This is a genomic window from Pseudomonas sp. NBRC 111133, assembly GCF_001320605.1.
In the GTDB taxonomy this organism is placed as follows: Bacteria; Pseudomonadota; Gammaproteobacteria; order Pseudomonadales; family Pseudomonadaceae; genus Aquipseudomonas; species Aquipseudomonas monteilii.
The window spans coordinates 31,640-47,846 of the sequence record NZ_BCBJ01000026.1; the positions used below are offsets into that span (position 1 = coordinate 31,640).

General features: G+C 62.6%; 14 protein-coding genes, 1 tRNA gene and 1 pseudogene. 8 read left to right on the forward strand and 8 right to left on the reverse strand.

Annotated features, from left to right (window positions below):
- Positions 1-107 precede the first annotated feature (107 nt).
- Positions 108-2,126 (reverse strand): alpha-1,4-glucan--maltose-1-phosphate maltosyltransferase, encoded by a 2,019-nt coding sequence (locus APH36_RS05330; protein ID WP_060497786.1) that lies wholly within the window; start codon positions 2,124-2,126, stop codon positions 108-110.
- A gap of 138 nt (positions 2,127-2,264) precedes the next feature.
- Between APH36_RS05330 and APH36_RS32045 the strand changes: the two genes are divergently transcribed.
- The gene (locus APH36_RS32045; RefSeq protein ID WP_015271006.1) at positions 2,265-2,426 is read left to right on the forward strand and encodes a hypothetical protein; all 162 of its coding nucleotides are present in this window, start codon (positions 2,265-2,267) and stop codon (positions 2,424-2,426) included.
- Between the two features lie 98 nt (positions 2,427-2,524).
- On the opposite strand, the gene APH36_RS05335 is transcribed toward APH36_RS32045, so the two are convergent.
- Positions 2,525-4,207 (reverse strand): AMP-binding protein, encoded by a 1,683-nt coding sequence (locus tag APH36_RS05335; protein ID WP_060497787.1) that lies wholly within the window; start codon positions 4,205-4,207, stop codon positions 2,525-2,527.
- 319 nt (positions 4,208-4,526) lie between these two features.
- Here APH36_RS05335 and APH36_RS05340 point away from each other — a divergent pair, with 319 nt between their 5' ends.
- Genes APH36_RS05340 through APH36_RS05355 form a run of 4 tightly spaced genes read left to right on the forward strand, consistent with a single transcriptional unit; the run spans position 4,527 to position 10,085 of the window.
- Positions 4,527-5,690: an isovaleryl-CoA dehydrogenase gene (locus APH36_RS05340; RefSeq protein WP_060497788.1), complete on the forward strand. Its 1,164-nt coding sequence runs from the start codon at positions 4,527-4,529 to the stop codon at positions 5,688-5,690.
- Positions 5,691-5,709: 19 nt separating this feature from the next.
- Positions 5,710-7,317 carry a carboxyl transferase domain-containing protein gene (locus tag APH36_RS05345; protein ID WP_060497789.1) on the forward strand — a complete coding sequence of 536 codons (1,608 nt, stop codon included), beginning with the start codon at positions 5,710-5,712 and terminating at the stop codon, positions 7,315-7,317.
- A gap of 3 nt (positions 7,318-7,320) precedes the next feature.
- Positions 7,321-8,136 (forward strand): gamma-carboxygeranoyl-CoA hydratase, encoded by an 816-nt coding sequence (locus APH36_RS05350; RefSeq protein WP_060497790.1) that lies wholly within the window; start codon positions 7,321-7,323, stop codon positions 8,134-8,136.
- The gene (locus APH36_RS05355; protein WP_060497791.1) at positions 8,133-10,085 is read left to right on the forward strand and encodes an acetyl/propionyl/methylcrotonyl-CoA carboxylase subunit alpha; all 1,953 of its coding nucleotides are present in this window, start codon (positions 8,133-8,135) and stop codon (positions 10,083-10,085) included. The genes APH36_RS05350 and APH36_RS05355 overlap by 4 nt, the downstream gene beginning before the upstream one ends.
- A gap of 33 nt (positions 10,086-10,118) precedes the next feature.
- Here the strand turns inward: APH36_RS05355 and APH36_RS05360 are convergent, their stop codons facing one another.
- A complete protein-coding gene (locus APH36_RS05360) occupies positions 10,119-10,826 on the reverse strand; it encodes a S24 family peptidase (protein WP_060497792.1) in 708 nt (235 codons plus the stop codon).
- A gap of 88 nt (positions 10,827-10,914) precedes the next feature.
- On the opposite strand from APH36_RS05360, the gene APH36_RS05365 reads away from it, so the two are divergent.
- The 3 genes and pseudogenes from APH36_RS05365 to APH36_RS05375 form a co-directional block, all read left to right on the forward strand.
- The gene (locus APH36_RS05365) at positions 10,915-11,226 is read left to right on the forward strand and encodes a DUF6124 family protein (RefSeq protein WP_060497793.1); all 312 of its coding nucleotides are present in this window, start codon (positions 10,915-10,917) and stop codon (positions 11,224-11,226) included.
- A gap of 437 nt (positions 11,227-11,663) precedes the next feature.
- Positions 11,664-12,179, forward strand: a complete 516-nt coding sequence (locus APH36_RS05370) for a DUF4880 domain-containing protein (RefSeq protein ID WP_060497794.1) — start codon at positions 11,664-11,666, stop codon at positions 12,177-12,179.
- 30 nt (positions 12,180-12,209) lie between these two features.
- Positions 12,210-12,551: pseudogene (locus APH36_RS05375) on the forward strand (aspartate racemase); the annotation flags it as partial.
- Here the strand turns inward: APH36_RS05375 and APH36_RS30565 are convergent.
- The 5 genes from APH36_RS30565 to uvrY all read right to left on the reverse strand — a co-directional run bounded on the left by APH36_RS30565 (position 12,476) and on the right by uvrY (position 16,149).
- Entirely contained in the window at positions 12,476-12,796 is a 321-nt protein-coding gene (locus APH36_RS30565) for a dihydrodipicolinate synthase family protein (RefSeq protein ID WP_306303028.1), read from the reverse strand. The pseudogene APH36_RS05375 and the gene APH36_RS30565 sit on opposite strands and share 76 nt — an antisense overlap.
- A 151-nt stretch (positions 12,797-12,947) precedes the next feature.
- Positions 12,948-13,023, reverse strand: a tRNA-Gly gene (locus APH36_RS05385).
- 64 nt (positions 13,024-13,087) lie between these two features.
- Positions 13,088-13,648 (reverse strand): CDP-diacylglycerol--glycerol-3-phosphate 3-phosphatidyltransferase, encoded by a 561-nt coding sequence (gene pgsA, locus APH36_RS05390; RefSeq protein WP_060497797.1) that lies wholly within the window; start codon positions 13,646-13,648, stop codon positions 13,088-13,090.
- A 33-nt stretch (positions 13,649-13,681) separates the two neighbouring features.
- The gene (gene uvrC / locus APH36_RS05395; protein WP_060497798.1) at positions 13,682-15,505 is read right to left on the reverse strand and encodes an excinuclease ABC subunit UvrC; all 1,824 of its coding nucleotides are present in this window, start codon (positions 15,503-15,505) and stop codon (positions 13,682-13,684) included.
- 5 nt (positions 15,506-15,510) lie between these two features.
- The gene (gene uvrY / locus APH36_RS05400; RefSeq protein WP_003251380.1) at positions 15,511-16,149 is read right to left on the reverse strand and encodes a UvrY/SirA/GacA family response regulator transcription factor; all 639 of its coding nucleotides are present in this window, start codon (positions 16,147-16,149) and stop codon (positions 15,511-15,513) included.
- Positions 16,150-16,207: the final 58 nt, after the last annotated feature.

Consider the following 16,207-nt stretch of genomic DNA (forward strand, 5'->3'; position numbering starts at 1 on the left):
CTCTGTGGGAGCGGGCTTGCCCGCGAACACCGGCGAAGCCGGTGCCATAGACCGCGGCGCCTGCTTCGCGGGCAAGCCCGCTCCCACAGGGGATGTGGTGTGCCGTACTAATGGGCCTTTTCGATACGCCAGATACCGAATGGCTGGTGCCAGGGTTCGATGCGCATGAACTGGGTCTTGCCGTACCACGACCAGCGATGACCGTTCATCAGGTCTTCGCCATGGGTTTCGGCGTTGTCGTCCAGGCCCAGCTCCCACAGCGGCAGCTCGAAATGGGCCTCCTGGGCGTTGTGCGGGTCGAGGCTGATGGCCACCAGGATGTAGTTGTCGCGCTCGGGAGTGCGTTTGGCAAAGTACAGGATGTTGTCGTTCCAGCAGTTGAAGAACGCCACGCCCAGGTGGGTCTGCAAGGCGCGGTTCTGGCGGCGGATGCGGTTGAGCTGGGCGATCTCGGCAATGATGTTGCCGGGTTGGGTGAAGTCCCGTGGGCGGATTTCGTATTTCTCCGAATCCAGGTACTCCTCCTTGCCCGGCAGCGGCGTGCCTTCGCACAGTTCAAAGCCCGAATACATGCCCCACAGGCCCGAGCCCATGGTGGCCAGTGCGGCGCGGATGAGGAAGCCGGCACGGCCGGAGGTATGCAGGAAGTACGGGTTGATATCCGGCGTGTTGACGAAAAAATTGGGCCGGTAGCACTGGCTCCACGGCGGCTGGTTGAGCTGCTCGTAGAACTCGCGCAGCTCCTGTTTGGTGTTACGCCAGGTGAAATAGGTATAGCTCTGCGCATAGCCGACCTTGCCTAGCCGCGCCATCATGGCCGGCCGGGTGAAGGCCTCGGCGAGGAAGATCACGTCCGGATTCCGGGCGCGCACGTCGGCAATCAGCCATTGCCAGAACGGCAGCGGTTTGGTGTGCGGGTTGTCGACACGGAAGGTTTTCACGCCCTCCTCCACCCAGCCGATGATCACATCGCGCAGGGCCAGCCACAGGCTCGGCACCGCGTCGGGGGCGTAGAAGTCGACGTTGACGATGTCCTGGTACTTTTTCGGCGGGTTCTCGGCATAGCGGATGGTGCCGTCCGGGCGCCAGCTGAACCAGCCTGGGTGCTCCTTGAGCCAGGGGTGGTCCTGGGAGCACTGGATGGCGAAGTCGAGGGCGATCTCCAGGCCGTGCTCGGCAGCCGCAGCCACCAAGCGGCGGAAGTCGTCGCGGCTGCCCAGTTGCGGGTGAATCGCATCGTGGCCACCTTCGGCGCTGCCGATGGCGTAAGGGCTGCCCGGGTCGCCCGGCTGGGCCGTGAGTGCGTTGTTGCGGCCTTTGCGGTGTTGCATGCCAATGGGATGGATGGGCGGGAAGTACAGCACGTCGAAGCCCATGTCGCGGATCATCGGCAGGCGTTCATGCACATCGTTGAACGTGCCGTGGCGCTTGGGGTCGTCAGTGATCGAGCGTGGGAACAGCTCGTACCAGCTGGCAAACTGGGCTGCCGGGCGGTCGACATCAACGGGGAATTCACGGCTGCGGGCCAGGTAGCTGCGGTGTTCGGCCTCACTCATCAGGCGTGCGGTGGCCGGGTCGAGAAACAGCGCTACCTGGTCGTCGGTGCCGAGTGTGGCCAGGCGCTGCTGCGTGGCCTGTAGTTCATCACGCAGGGCGCCTTTGCACAGCTCAATGCCTTTGCCCAGCATCAACCGGCCCTCTTCCAGCTCCAGCGTGACCTCGACACCGGCGTGGTACTTTTTCTCCAGGTCGTGGCAATAGGTGGCGAAGGGGTCGACCCAGGCTTCGATGCTGAACAGGTGTGGGCCCAGCTCGGTGGGGGTGAATTCGGCCAGCCAAAGGTCGTTGCCCGGTGAGTGCATGGCCACGCAATGCCAGCGCCGGCTGTTGGCCTGCCGCCAGTTGAGCATCACCGCCAGGCGATCGTGACCATCGCAATAGACCTTGCTGCTGACCGCCACCGGCTGGCCGCTGATGGCCTTGGCGGCGAAGGTGCCGGCTTCGAGCACGGGTTGGGTGTCTTCGATCACGATACGCGGCGCCAGCAGCGCCTGGGACAGACTGATGGCCTGGTTTGCGTGATCATTCGCCGTGGGCACGCTTTCAAAGGGCTCGTTACGTGACATCGACCTTGCTCCCTCAGGCTGGTGGCGGTAAGGGTTCAGAGCCGGGCATACACGCGGGGTTCAAAAAAATTGAGCGAACGGCAGCTGCGCGAAGTCGAAGCCTGCAGCCCTCTTCATTCACCCACGCGAGGTCAGGCCATGAACATTCCCATTCCACCGGAAACCCCCGATCCCAACATCGACGACCCCAGCTTGCCGCCGCCCGTGCCGGAAGAAGAGCCGGACGAGTTGCCGATCAAGCCGACTGTGCCACCGACAGTGGGCGACCCGCCGAGTCAGGAGCCGCCGGTGAAAGCCTAAGGGTAGACCAGGTTTTTGCACTGGCAGGTATGCTCCCACAGGGACCGCGCGGCACCCTGTGGGGGTTTACCCGCGAAAGGGCCGGCACAGCCAGTACATCAACCCGCTGATACCGCCGAAATCTCCGCCACACTGATCTCCCGCATGCGGAACTTCTGCACCTTGCCCGTCACCGTCATCGGGTATTCGTCAACGAAACGGATATGCCGTGGCACCTTGAAGTGTGCGATGCGTGCCTTGCACCAGCCCAGCAGCTCTTCCACGGTGGCGCTGTGCCCAGGGTGCAACTTGATCCAGGCGACAATTTCTTCACCATAGCGGCTGCACGGAATGCCGATCACCTGCGCATCGGCCACCGCCGGGTGGGTGTAGAAGAACTCTTCCAGCTCACGCGGGTAAATGTTCTCACCGCCACGAATGATCATGTCCTTGTTGCGCCCAACGATGCGCACGTACCCGTGCGCGTCCATCACCGCCAGGTCGCCCGAGTGCATCCACCCCGCCGGGTCGATGGCGTCCGCCGTGGCTTGAGGGTTGTTCCAGTAACCCAGCATCACGCTGTAACCACGGGTGCACAGCTCGCCGATCTCACCGCGCGGGACGATGCAGCCGTCGGCGTCCACCAGTTTGTTCTCCAGCTGCGGCTGGGTGCGGCCGACGGTGGTCACGCGCAGCTCCAACTCATCATCGGGGCCGGTTTGCAGCGATACCGGGCTGGTTTCGGTCATGCCGTAGGCAATTTGCACTTCGGCCATGTGCATCTGGTCGATGACCCGGCGCATGACTTCGATCGGGCAAGTGGCACCGGCCATGATGCCGCTGCGCAGGGTCGACAGGTCCATTTGCGCACGCAAAGGGTGGTCGAGCATGGCGATGAACATGGTCGGCACGCCGTACAGGATGCTGGCACGCTCCTCGGCCACGGCGCGCAGGGTGAGCTCGGCGTCGAAGGCATCGTTGGGGTAGATCATGGTGCTGCCGTGGGTGATGCAACCGAGGTTGGCCATGACCATGCCGAAGCAGTGATACAGCGGCACCGGGATCACCATGCGGTCGTGCTCGGTCAGGCCCAGGCTTTCGCCGACCATGAAGCCGTTGTTGAGGATGTTGTAGTGGCTGAGCGTGGCGCCTTTGGGCGCGCCGGTGGTGCCGGAGGTGTACTGGATGTTCACCGGCTGGTCGAACTGCAGGCTTTGCTGACGAGCGGTATAGGCTTCTGTCGAGGTCTGTCCTGCCCTCTCAACCAGCGCTTGCCAAGGCAGGAAGCCGCCAGGCGGGTTGGCCGCCAGGCTGATGACCCCGCGCAACTCGGGCAGGCGCTCGCAGGCCAGTTCACCTGGCGTGGCACTGGCCAGTTCCGGCGCCAATTCCTGGACCATGGCGTGATAATCGGAGGTCTTGAAGGCATCGGCGCACACCAGCCAGCGGCAGCCGGACTGGCGCAACACGTATTCCAGTTCGCCCACGCGGTAGGCGGGGTTAATGTTGACGAGAATGGCGCCGACCTTGGCGCTGGCCAGCTGCAGGATGCACCACTGCGCGCAGTTGGGTGACCAGATGCCGACCCGGTCCCCAGTGTTGACGCCCAGGGCCATCAGGGCGCGGGCATGGGTATCGACCTGCTCGCCCAGCTGTCGCCAGCTGTAGCGCAACCCCTGATGACGCGACACCAGCGCCTCGCTGTCAGTACAGCGGGCCACCGTGGCATCGAAGGCCTGGCCGATGGTCTGGGTCAGCAAGGCTTGGTCCTGGCGACCGCGGGTATAGCTCGGTTGACTCATGGGTGTCCCTTCTTGTGGTTGTTCTGGGCACGGCTGAAGCAGCGGGAATACTCTGGCGCAGATTTACGTTTACGTAAAGGTGATGAGTAGATTGACAGTGATCGCATGCAGGTTTACGTTAACGTAAAGGTGATCAACAGCACCGGGCTTGCTGGCATGGCACCGACCCTGTGGGAGCGGGTTCACCCGCGAATGCGATCAGTCAGGCAATGACGGTGACCCTGCTGAAGCATTCGCGGGTGAACCCGCTCCCACAGGCCGGTGTAAAGGCCTTGAGCGACGGTGTAACCCAATTTCAAGAACAAGAAGGTGCCCCAGCATGCATTACCCCTCCCTGAACTTCGCCCTGGGCGAAACCATCGACATGCTCCGCGACCAGGTCCGCGCCTTCGTCGCGACCGAACTGGCCCCGCGCGCCGCACAAATCGACCACGATAACCTGTTCCCCGCCGACATGTGGCGCAAGTTCGGCGACATGGGCCTGCTGGGCATCACCGTGCCGGAAGAGTACGGCGGCGCCGGCCTGGGCTACCTGGCCCACGTGGTGTCGATGGAAGAAATCAGCCGTGGCTCGGCCTCGGTGGCCCTGTCGTACGGCGCCCACTCCAACCTGTGCGTCAATCAGATCAACCGCAACGGCACCCATGAGCAGAAGCTCAAGTACCTGCCCAAGCTGATCAGCGGCGAGCACATCGGCGCGCTGGCCATGAGCGAGCCCAATGCCGGCTCCGACGTCGTGTCGATGAAGCTGCGTGCCGAGAAGCGCGGCGATCATTATGTGCTCAACGGCAGCAAGACCTGGATCACCAACGGCCCCGACGCCAACACCTACGTGATCTATGCCAAGACCGAGCTGGACAAAGGCCCGCACGGCATCACCGCCTTCATCGTCGAACGTGACTGGAAAGGTTTCAGCCGCAGCAACAAGTTCGACAAACTGGGCATGCGCGGTTCCAACACCTGCGAGCTGTTCTTCGACAGTGTTGAAGTGCCGCAAGAGAACATTCTCGGCCAGCTCAACGGTGGCGTGCGCGTGCTGATGAGTGGCCTGGACTACGAGCGCGTGGTGCTGTCCGGCGGCCCGACCGGCATCATGCAAAGCTGCATGGACCTGGTGGTCCCCTACATTCATGACCGCAAGCAGTTCGGCCAGAGCATCGGCGAGTTCCAGCTGATCCAGGGCAAGATCGCCGACATGTACACCCAGCTCAATGCCAGCCGTGCCTACCTGTACGCCGTGGCCCAGGCCTGCGACCGTGGCGAGACCACCCGCAAGGACGCCGCCGGGGTCATCCTGTACACCGCCGAACGCGCCACGCAAATGGCCCTGGAGGCGATCCAGATTCTCGGTGGCAACGGCTACATCAACGAATTCCCGGCCGGTCGCCTGCTGCGCGACGCCAAGCTGTACGAAATCGGTGCCGGCACCAGCGAAATCCGCCGGATGCTGATCGGCCGCGAACTGTTCAACGAAACCCGCTGAACATAAAGGACGGGCGCACATGGCTACCTTGCACACCCAGATCAACCCGCGTTCGGCGGAGTTCGCCGGCAACAGCGCGGCCATGCTTGAACAGGTCCATGCCCTGCGCGGCCTGCTTGCCCAGGTGGCCCAGGGCGGCGGGCCCAAAGCCCAGGAGCGGCACACCTCACGCGGCAAGTTGCTGCCACGCGAGCGTATCGACCGCCTGCTGGACCCAGGCTCGCCGTTCCTCGAAATCGGCCAGTTGGCCGCTCATGAGGTGTACGGCGAAGACGTGCCGGCTGCGGGCGTGATAGCGGGTATCGGCCGCGTCGAAGGCGTGGAATGCATGATCGTGGCCAACGACGCCACGGTCAAAGGCGGTTCGTACTACCCGCTGACAGTGAAAAAGCACCTGCGCGCGCAGACCATCGCCCTGCAAAACCGCTTGCCATGCATTTACCTGGTGGACTCGGGCGGCGCCAACCTGCCACGCCAGGACGAAGTATTCCCGGACCGCGAACACTTCGGCCGGATCTTCTTCAACCAGGCCAACATGAGCGCGCAGGGCATCCCGCAGATCGCCGTGGTGATGGGGTCGTGCACCGCTGGCGGTGCGTATGTGCCGGCCATGGCCGACGAAGCGATCATGGTGCGCCAACAGGCAACGATCTTCCTCGCCGGCCCGCCGCTGGTAAAAGCCGCCACCGGTGAGGTGGTCAGCGCCGAAGACCTCGGCGGCGCCGATGTGCATTGCCGCACCAGCGGCGTGGCCGACCACTATGCCGACAACGACGAACACGCCCTGGCGATCGCCCGGCGCAGCGTGGCCAACCTTAACTGGCACAAACTGGGCAAGCTGCAGCGCCTGGCGCCGGTGGCGCCGCTGTATGCGGCCGACGAGCTGTATGGCGTGGTGCCGGCCGATGCCAAGCAACCGTTCGATGTACGTGAGGTGATCGCCCGGCTGGTCGATGGCTCGGTGTTCGATGAGTTCAAGGCGCTGTTCGGCACCACCCTGGTGTGCGGCTTCGCCCACCTGCATGGCTACCCGGTGGCGATTTTGGCCAACAACGGCATCCTGTTCGCCGAAGCCGCGCAAAAAGGCGCGCACTTCATCGAGCTGGCCTGCCAGCGCGGCATTCCGCTGCTGTTCCTGCAGAACATCACCGGCTTCATGGTCGGCAAGAAGTACGAAGAAGGCGGCATCGCCAAGCACGGTGCCAAGCTGGTGACCGCCGTGGCCTGCGCCCAGGTGCCCAAGTTCACGGTCATCATCGGCGGCAGCTTCGGCGCCGGCAACTATGGCATGTGCGGCCGCGCCTACGACCCGCGCTTCCTGTGGATGTGGCCCAATGCACGCATTGGCGTGATGGGCGCCGAACAGGCCGCAGGCGTGCTGGCCCAGGTCAAGCGCGAGCAAAGTGAGCGTAGCGGCCAGCCGTTCAGTGCCGAGGACGAGGCCAGGCTCAAGCAGCCGATCCTCGACCAGTACGAGCACCAGGGCCACCCTTACTACTCCAGCGCCCGCCTGTGGGACGACGGTGTCATCGACCCGGCACAAACCCGCGACGTGCTTGGCCTGGCGTTGTCTGCCGCGCTGAACGCGCCGATCGAACAGAGCCGCTTCGGCATTTTCCGGATGTGACCCATGAGCGATTTCAGCACCCTCGAAGTGATCCGCGACCCACGCGGTTTCGCCACCCTGTGGCTGAGCCGCGAGGACAAGAACAACGCCTTCAATGCGCAGATGATCCGCGAGCTGATCGTGGCCATCGACCAGTTGGCCGAAGACGCCAGCCTGCGCTTCGTGCTGCTGCGCGGCCGTGGCCGGCACTTCAGCGCCGGCGCCGACCTGGCCTGGATGCAGCAATCGGCGCAGCTGGATTTCAACACCAACCTGGATGATGCCCACGAACTGGGCGAACTGATGTACGCCCTGCACCGCCTCAAGGCCCCAACCCTGGCCGTGGTGCAAGGTGCAGCCTTTGGCGGCGCGCTGGGCCTGATCAGTTGCTGCGACATGGCCATTGGCGCCGAAGACGCCCAGCTGTGCCTGTCGGAAGTACGCATCGGCCTGGCCCCGGCAGTGATCAGCCCGTTCGTGGTCAAGGCGATCGGTGAACGCGCCGCGCGCCGCTATGCCCTCACTGCCGAGCGTTTCAGTGGCGTGCGGGCCCGCGAGCTGGGTTTGTTGGCCGAGGTGTATCCGGCCAGCGAACTGGACGCTCAGGTCGAAGCCTGGGTAACCAACCTGCTGCAGAACAGCCCGCAGGCGTTGCGCGCCACCAAGGACCTGCTGCGCGAAGTGGACGACGGCGAATTCAGCCCGGCCCTGCGGCGCTACTGCGAGAACACCATCGCCCGCATCCGCGTCAGCGCCGAAGGCCAGGAAGGCCTGCGCGCCTTCCTGGAAAAACGCCGCCCCGCCTGGCAAACCGATGACAAGAAGGAGCCGCGCCCATGAGCCGCCCCGTTTTGACCACCCTGCTGGTCGCCAACCGCGGCGAAATCGCCTGCCGGGTAATGCGCACCGCCAAGGCCATGGGCCTGACCACCGTCGCCGTGCACAGCGCCACCGACCGTGACGCCCGGCACAGCCGCGAAGCGGATATCCGCGTTGACCTGGGCGGCACCAAGGCCGCCGAAAGTTACCTGCTGGTCGACAAACTGCTGGCCGCCGCCAAGGCCAGTGGCGCCCAGGCCATCCACCCGGGCTATGGCTTCCTGTCCGAGAACGCAGGCTTCGCACGCGCCATAGAACAGGCCGGGCTGATCTTCCTCGGCCCACCGGCCAACGCCATCGATGCCATGGGCAGCAAGTCGGCAGCCAAGGCGCTGATGGAGGCTGCCGGGGTGCCGCTGGTGCCGGGCTACCACGGTGAAGGGCAGGACCTGGACACCTTCCGCGCCGCTGCCGAACGCATTGGCTACCCGGTGCTGCTCAAGGCCAGTGCCGGCGGCGGCGGCAAGGGCATGAAAGTGGTCGAGGAAGAAAGCCAGCTGGCCGACGCCCTGGCTTCGGCCCAGCGTGAAGCCCAGTCGTCGTTCGGCGATGCGCGCATGCTGGTTGAAAAGTACGTGCTCAAGCCGCGCCACGTAGAGATCCAGGTGTTCGCCGACCAGCACGGCAACTGCCTGTACCTCAACGAACGCGACTGCTCCATTCAGCGCCGCCACCAGAAAGTGGTCGAAGAAGCCCCAGCCCCTGGCTTGTCGCCTGAACTGCGCCGGGCCATGGGTGAGGCTGCGGTGCGTGCCGCCCAGGCCATCGGCTACGTGGGTGCCGGCACGGTCGAGTTCCTGCTCGACGCCCGTGGCGAGTTCTTCTTCATGGAAATGAACACCCGCCTGCAGGTGGAACACCCGGTCACCGAGGCCATCACCGGTCTGGACCTGGTGGCCTGGCAGATTCGCGTGGCCTGCGGTGAGGCGTTGCCGATTACCCAGGAACAGGTGCCGCTGATCGGCCATGCCATCGAAGTGCGCTTGTATGCCGAAGACCCGGCCAACGAATTCCTGCCGGCGACCGGCAAGCTGGCGCTGTACCGTGAGTCGGCGCCGGGTGAAGGCCGGCGGGTGGACAGCGGGGTCGGTGAAGGTGACGTGGTATCGCCGTTCTACGACCCGATGCTGGGCAAGCTGATCGCCTGGGGCGAAGACCGCGAACAGGCACGCCTGCGCTTGCTGGCCATGCTCGACGAGTTCGCCATTGGCGGGCTGAAGACCAACATCGCCTTCCTGCGCCGCATTCTGGCCCACCCGGCATTTGCTGAAGCTGAGTTGGATACCGGCTTCATTCCGCGCCACCAGGAGGTGTTGCTACCAGCGCCAAACGCACTGCCGGCCAGCTTCTGGGAAGCCGCAGCCGAAGCCTGGCTGCAAGGCCAGGCCGGGCATCAGCGTGATGACGACCGCCGTTCGCCGTGGGGTGAGCGCAACGGTTTGCGCCTGGGCCTGCCCGCACGCACCAGCCTGCACCTGGTAAGCAGTGGCCAGGACCAGGCGGTTGCCCTGGAGCGCAGCGCTACGTCCACCTACCAGCTGGAGGGCGAACAGCTGGTGCATGATCAGGCCGGTGTGCGCCGCCAGCACCTGGCGATCCGCCGGGGTGGCACGCTTTACCTGCACTGGGATGGCGAGATGCACGCCATCGAGGCCTTCGACCCGATTGCCGAAGCCGAGGCCAGCCACAGCCATCAGGGCGGCTTGGGCGCGCCCATGAACGGCAGCATCGTGCGGGTATTGGTCGAGCCAGGGCAAGTGGTAGAAGCAGGTGCCGCGCTGGTGGTGCTGGAGGCCATGAAGATGGAGCACAGCATTCGTGCGCCACATGGCGGGACGGTGAAGGCGCTGTTCTGCCAGGAAGGGGATATGGTCAGCGAAGGGACAGTGCTGGTCGAGCTGACAGAGTGAGGTCAGCGGGGGCTGCGTTGCAGCCCCTTCATTCTAGAAGGCACCGTGCACTCGCACGACCACTCCAAGAAACTCGCAACCTTCTTCACAGAGCAGCGTCGGGTAGTTGTTATTGAGGGCCTTCAGGTACCGCTGCCCGCCGTCCTCAGCCAACTCGCGAAAAATCGCCGGTTTGCCCGGCTGACGAGCGATAACCAAACGCCCCCCCTCAACTTCCACCCCAGGATCAACCAGCATCCGCATGCCCTGTGGCACACTGCGACCACTGACGGCGCTCATCGCGTCGTTCTCAACTGTCAGCCAGAATGCTTTGCCTTGGGCCAGGTAATCCGTCTGTTCGAACACGCTGGGCTCCTCAACATCTGTAGCACCCAACTCACTCCAGTCCTTGACCGGGTAGCGGAAACACACGATGTACTGCATGAGGTCCAGGTCGTCCTCGGCATCATCCACCCCGTAGGCGCCACGGTCCTCGCCAACCTGGCCCTGAATGCGCAGCTGCAGGCTGACGTTGTAATGGGGCATGCCAATCTCGACAAACGTGCGGTTCATCGACTCGATTTTCGGCTGACGCCGCTTGTTCACCCAATGCCCCACACTGCCTTGAGACACACCAACGCGCTCGGCAAGCTGCTCCTGGGTAAGCCCTAGCTCCTCCATCCGGTCACGGACGAGGGCAATCCATTTATCCATATTCATCGCTGGCACGATACGGGCTGCCCTGAACCGCTCAATAAACATTCAGTATTATTTATCAAAGGGCGCAAAAATACTTCAGGTATTAGTATTGGTTTCACCCCTACCTTTACTGGCTCTAGCAGGTATCAGGATGAAACCACCGAAAAACGACGAAACAGATCTCGACAGCGAAGCCGCCCGCCGCGCCCTCGACTACTACCTCAACCCCAACCCGCCACGCCCCACGCTGGACAACAAGATCTGGACCTTGCACGAGGGCGTAACCGGCGACCAGGCCCAGGAGCACGCCATCGCCCTGCTGCGCTGCGCTGCCGCCACCGCGCAGGAAACAGCCACCCACCAGCACGGCAGCCAGCGCGAGCTGACCTTCGCCTTGATGCACATGATGGACATGGCCCGCGCGCTGCTGGAGCACAAACGCGCCGCCGATCCGGACTATTGAGTAAAAAAGAAGGGAGAGAACGTGATAGCCGCGTAACGGCAAAGGCCCCGATTGCCGGGACAAGGAAGCGCATCGGTAAAACTTTTTTACCGAAAGGACGAAAATTCATTTGACTGGCAAATGATAACGATTATTATTGCACTCAGCTGATCGCGAGATCCGCTGGATAACCTGGAGCTTAGGTCGCTCTCAGATTATCTCCTCATCAGGCTAATCACGGTTTTTGACCCGGCTTTTTGCCGGGTCTTTTTTTTGGTTCTTCAGGCTAATGAAGATCGTGATGGCGCGCATGATAGCAAAGGTGTTTCAGGGCGTGAACGCTCATTACAAAACTTTGCGGAATCAGCAGTTGAGAATCAATCTCGTTTAATCTACGCTGATCACGCATCAAGGAAGATGCCCCCATCCCCTCCCCTTTGTAAAGCAAGGAGCTGTCCATGACCCGTCTGCTACTGCCCCTTGAGCACCCAGGCCCAGTTGCCGAACAGGATGCCGACCACGCCCTGCTGCATGCCCTGAAGCGGCTGCCCCGGCGCGTACAGCAAGTGTTCCTGCTCAACCGCCTCGATCAACTGGACTTCGCCAGCATCGCCGCCCGCCTCGACCTGCCATTGGCCAGTATCGAGCGGCACATGGACCAGGCGTTGCAGGCCGGCCGCTCGCGCCGGGACGTGCTGGCAAGTGTTGCCGGGCAATGGTATGTGCGCTTGCAAAGCCCACAGGTGACGGCGTGCGAGCGGATCGACTTTCGTCGCTGGCTGGACGCGGACACCGCGAACCTTCAAGCGTTTCACGAAACAGAACTGCGCTGGCGCAGCCTGCTGGCACCGGCTCGGCAGCTTGGCCATGACGGCTGGTATCGTCAAGGCCGAGCAGCGCTGTCGCTGGGTGGTTGTTCGATTGCGGTCGTGCTTGGTGTGGCGGCGTTGGTGCTGTTTGGTTTCTGGGCCTGATGAATGCCCCAGCCAACCGCCGCTACAACCATCCATCAAGCCTGTTTATCGGTGCAGGACAATGGCGCTACGTTGATCGTGCCAGGTATGGCCGAGTTGTCTCTGGTCTGTGCTGATCTCCAGCGGCGCGGGATACCTACCTTGGATATCAATGAAATCTACGCCACCTTCGCCACCCGGGGGCCGGGTAATCCGCGTGTTCTGCCGTTTAAACTCGGAATCTTAGGCGGGGTGGGTCCCGCTGCAACTGTCGATTTCATGGGGAAAGTCGTTGCGAATACCCCTGCGGGATGCGATCAGGACCACATCAAAATGGTTGTTGAGCAAAACCCACAGATTTCGGATCGTACGGCTAACCTGCTGCGTGGAGAGCGGGTACGCTCAACGACCTCATCTGCCAGCAAGGCAGAGGTTTGAGCGATCACGCGAGGGCGACCGTTGATGATTTTCGAGCCGAAAGCGACCAGCTCTTTGGACTCATCCTTGCTCAGGTACACATGCATTCCGGTTCCGGAGCTCAGCACAAAACCATGAACACCGGCCGCAATGTAACGCTCAATCAGCGCTTCGAATCCCGCATAGTCGATTTTGCCTTGGGCGTCGAACGGCGTGGTGATGGCAAGGTTGACACCGGAAAAATTGAATGCCGGCCCTGCGGGTTACACGCCTGCAACAGCGAGGGAGGAGGGATTGAAAAAACGCAGGCATAAAAAAAGAGGCCTTTCGGCCTCTTCTTTTTGATCCCAGCGACGCACTGAGGATCGAATTTGGAGCGGGAAACGAGACTCGAACTCGCGACCCCGACCTTGGCAAGGTCGTGCTCTACCAACTGAGCTATTCCCGCGTCGTGATGGGTGCCATTCTAGCGATTTCTAAAACAGCGTCAACCCCTTGATTCAAAAAAACTTTTATTTCTGCTCCGAACCTTCGCGCAGGTGCGGCCAGGCGGCCAGCAGGTAGTGCACCATCGACCACAGCGTCAGCCCCGCCGCCACCAGCAGCAGCCCGTAACCCAGGATGACCCAGAAAGTCACCGCCGGTGGGTTGGCCAGCAGAATCACCAGTGCCAGCATCTGCGCTGCCGTCTTCCACTTGCCAAGGTTGGACACCGCCACATGCGCGCGTGCGCCCAGCTCGGCCATCCACTCGCGCAGTGCCGACACCACGATTTCGCGGCCGATGATGACTGCAGCCGGCAGGGTCAGCCAGAAGTTGGCGTGAGTATGCACCAGCAGCACCAGGGCCACGGCCACCATCAGTTTGTCGGCCACCGGGTCCAGGAAGGCACCGAACGGCGTGCTCTGCTGCAGGCGACGCGCCAGGTAACCGTCCAGCCAGTCGGTGGCAGCGGCAACGGCGAACACGCTGCTGGCGGCCATGTAGCTCCAGTGATAGGGCACATAGAACAGCAGGATGAAGATCGGGATGAGCAGGACGCGTAGAACGGTGAGCAGGTTTGGAATATTCATCGGTACGACTGGCTGCAAGTTGAGCCCGGCATTCTACTCGCTATGCAGGCTGGCATAAATTGATTCGGCAAGCTTTTTACTGATGCCGGGGGCTTTGGCGATTTCATCGATACTGGCGCGGTTGAGCTCTTGCAGGCCACCGAAATGTTTCAGCAGGTCACGGCGGCGCTTCGGCCCTACCCCGGCCACATCTTCAAGGCTGGAGACCCGACGGGCCTTGCCACGACGGGCGCGGTGACCGGTGATGGCAAAACGGTGGGCTTCATCGCGGATCTGCTGGATCAGGTGCAGTGCGGCAGAATCGCCCTTGAGGGTAAATTCGTGGTGCACGTCGTTCAGATAAAGGGTCTCGAAGCCTGCCTTGCGGGTGACGCCTTTGGCCACGCCTAGCAGGGTCAGGTCGTTGAAGCCCAATTCCTGCATCACATCGCGTGCCATGTTCAGCTGGCCCTTGCCGCCGTCCACCAGCAACACATCGGGCAGCTTGCCCTCGCCGTCCCTGATACGCCCGTAGCGGCGAGTCAGCGCCTGATGCATGGCGGCATAGTCATCACCGCCGGTAATGCCTTCGATGTTGAACCGACGGTAATCGGACTTCAGCGGGCCTTCGGGGCCGAACACCACGCAACTGGCCACGGTGGCTTCGCCGCTGGAATGGCTGATGTCGTAGCACTCCAGACGCTGCGGCACTTCATCCAGGCCCAGCACTTCGGCCAGGGCCTCGAAGCGGGCAGCCATGTGCTGGCGGTTGGCCAGGCGGGCGTTGAGCGCCTGCTCGGCGTTGGTCACGGCCAGCTGCTGCCAGCGGGCGCGTGTGCCGCGCACCCGGTGGCTGATGGTCAGCTCGCGGCCACGCAGCGTGTGCAGCGCTTCGGTGATGGCTTCGAAGTCTTCGTGAACCACGTTGACGATCAACTCGCCCGGCAGTTCGCGCTCTGCGTTGCCCAGGTAGTACTGGGAAAGGAATGCGGCCATGACCTCGGCCACCTCTTCCTCGATACCCACCTGCGGGAAAAAGTTCTTGCTGCCCAGTACTCGCCCACCGCGCACGCTGATCAGGTGCACACAGGCGCCACCCGGGTTGACGAAAGCGGCGATGACGTCGACGTCGCCACTGCCACCTTCTATGTACTGCTGGTCCTGCACGCGCCGCAACAGGGCGATCTGGTCACGCAGTTCGGCAGCTTTCTCGAAATTGAGGGCCATGGCGGCCGTTTCCATCTCGGCATTCAATTCGTTGCCCAACTGCTGGCTACGCCCTTCCAGGAACATGACCGAGTGGCGCACATCCTCCGCATATTCCTCGGCAGTCACCAACCCGGTGCAGGGCCCTTTGCAGCGTTTGATCTGGTACTGCAGGCAAGGCCGGGTGCGGTTTGCGTAATAGCTGTCCTCGCACTGGCGCACGGAAAAGGCCTTTTGCAGCAAGCTGAGGCTTTCGCGAATGGCACCGGCGCTGGGGTACGGGCCGAAGTAGCGGCCCTTGGCCTTTTTCGCCCCACGGTGAATGCCCAGCCGTGGGAACTCGCCATCGGACAGGAACACATAGGGGTAGGATTTGTCGTCGCGCAGGAGGATGTTGTAGGGCGGGCGCCACTCCTTGATCAGGTTCTGTTCCAGCAGCAACGCCTCGGTTTCGTTGGCGGTGATGGTGGTTTCGACCTGCGCAATGCGCGCTACCAGCGCGGCAGTCTTGGGCGCCAGGCCAGTCTTGCGGAAATAGCTGGCCAGGCGCTTCTTGAGGTTCTTGGCCTTGCCCACGTAAAGCAGCCGGGCTTCGGCATCGAACATCCGGTAAACGCCCGGCCGCCCACTGCAGGTCGCCAGGAATGCGCTGGCATCAAACACTTGAGACATGAGGTTTACAGGCTTGCGTCGACCATACCGTGGCGAACGGCCAGCAAGGTCAGTTCGACGTCGCTGGTGACCGAGAGTTTTTCAAAGATCCGATAACGGTAAGTATTGACGGTCTTGGGCGAGAGGCACAACTTGTCAGAGATGATCTGCACTTTCTGGCAGCCGACGATCATCAGGGCAATCTGGATTTCCCGTTCGGACAACGCGTCAAACGGCGAACCCTGCGGCTGAAACGGTTTCAGTGCCAACTGCTGGGCGATCTGCGGGCTGATATAGCGTTGGCCGGCAAAGGCCAGCCGAATAGCCTGGACCATTTCATCAAGGCCTGCCCCCTTGGTCAGATAGCCGGCAGCGCCGGCCTGCAGCAAGCGCGTGGGGAACGGGTCTTCCTCGCACACCGTCACGGCGACTACCTTGATGTCCGGATGGCTGCGCAGCAATTTGCGGGTAGCCTCCAGGCCACCGATGCCGGGCATTTTCACGTCCATCAGCACCACATCCGGCTTGAGCTCACGGGCCAGTTTGAGCGCCGACTCGCCCGAGTCCCCCTCACCCACTACCTGCAGGCCGTCGATGTCGGCGAGCATGCGCGTAATACCGGTTCGTACCAGATCGTGATCATCGACCACTAAGACCCTAATCAAGCACACACCTCGTCAGCAGGGCGATTGGATCCCGCCACCTTAACAAAATTTTTCACAG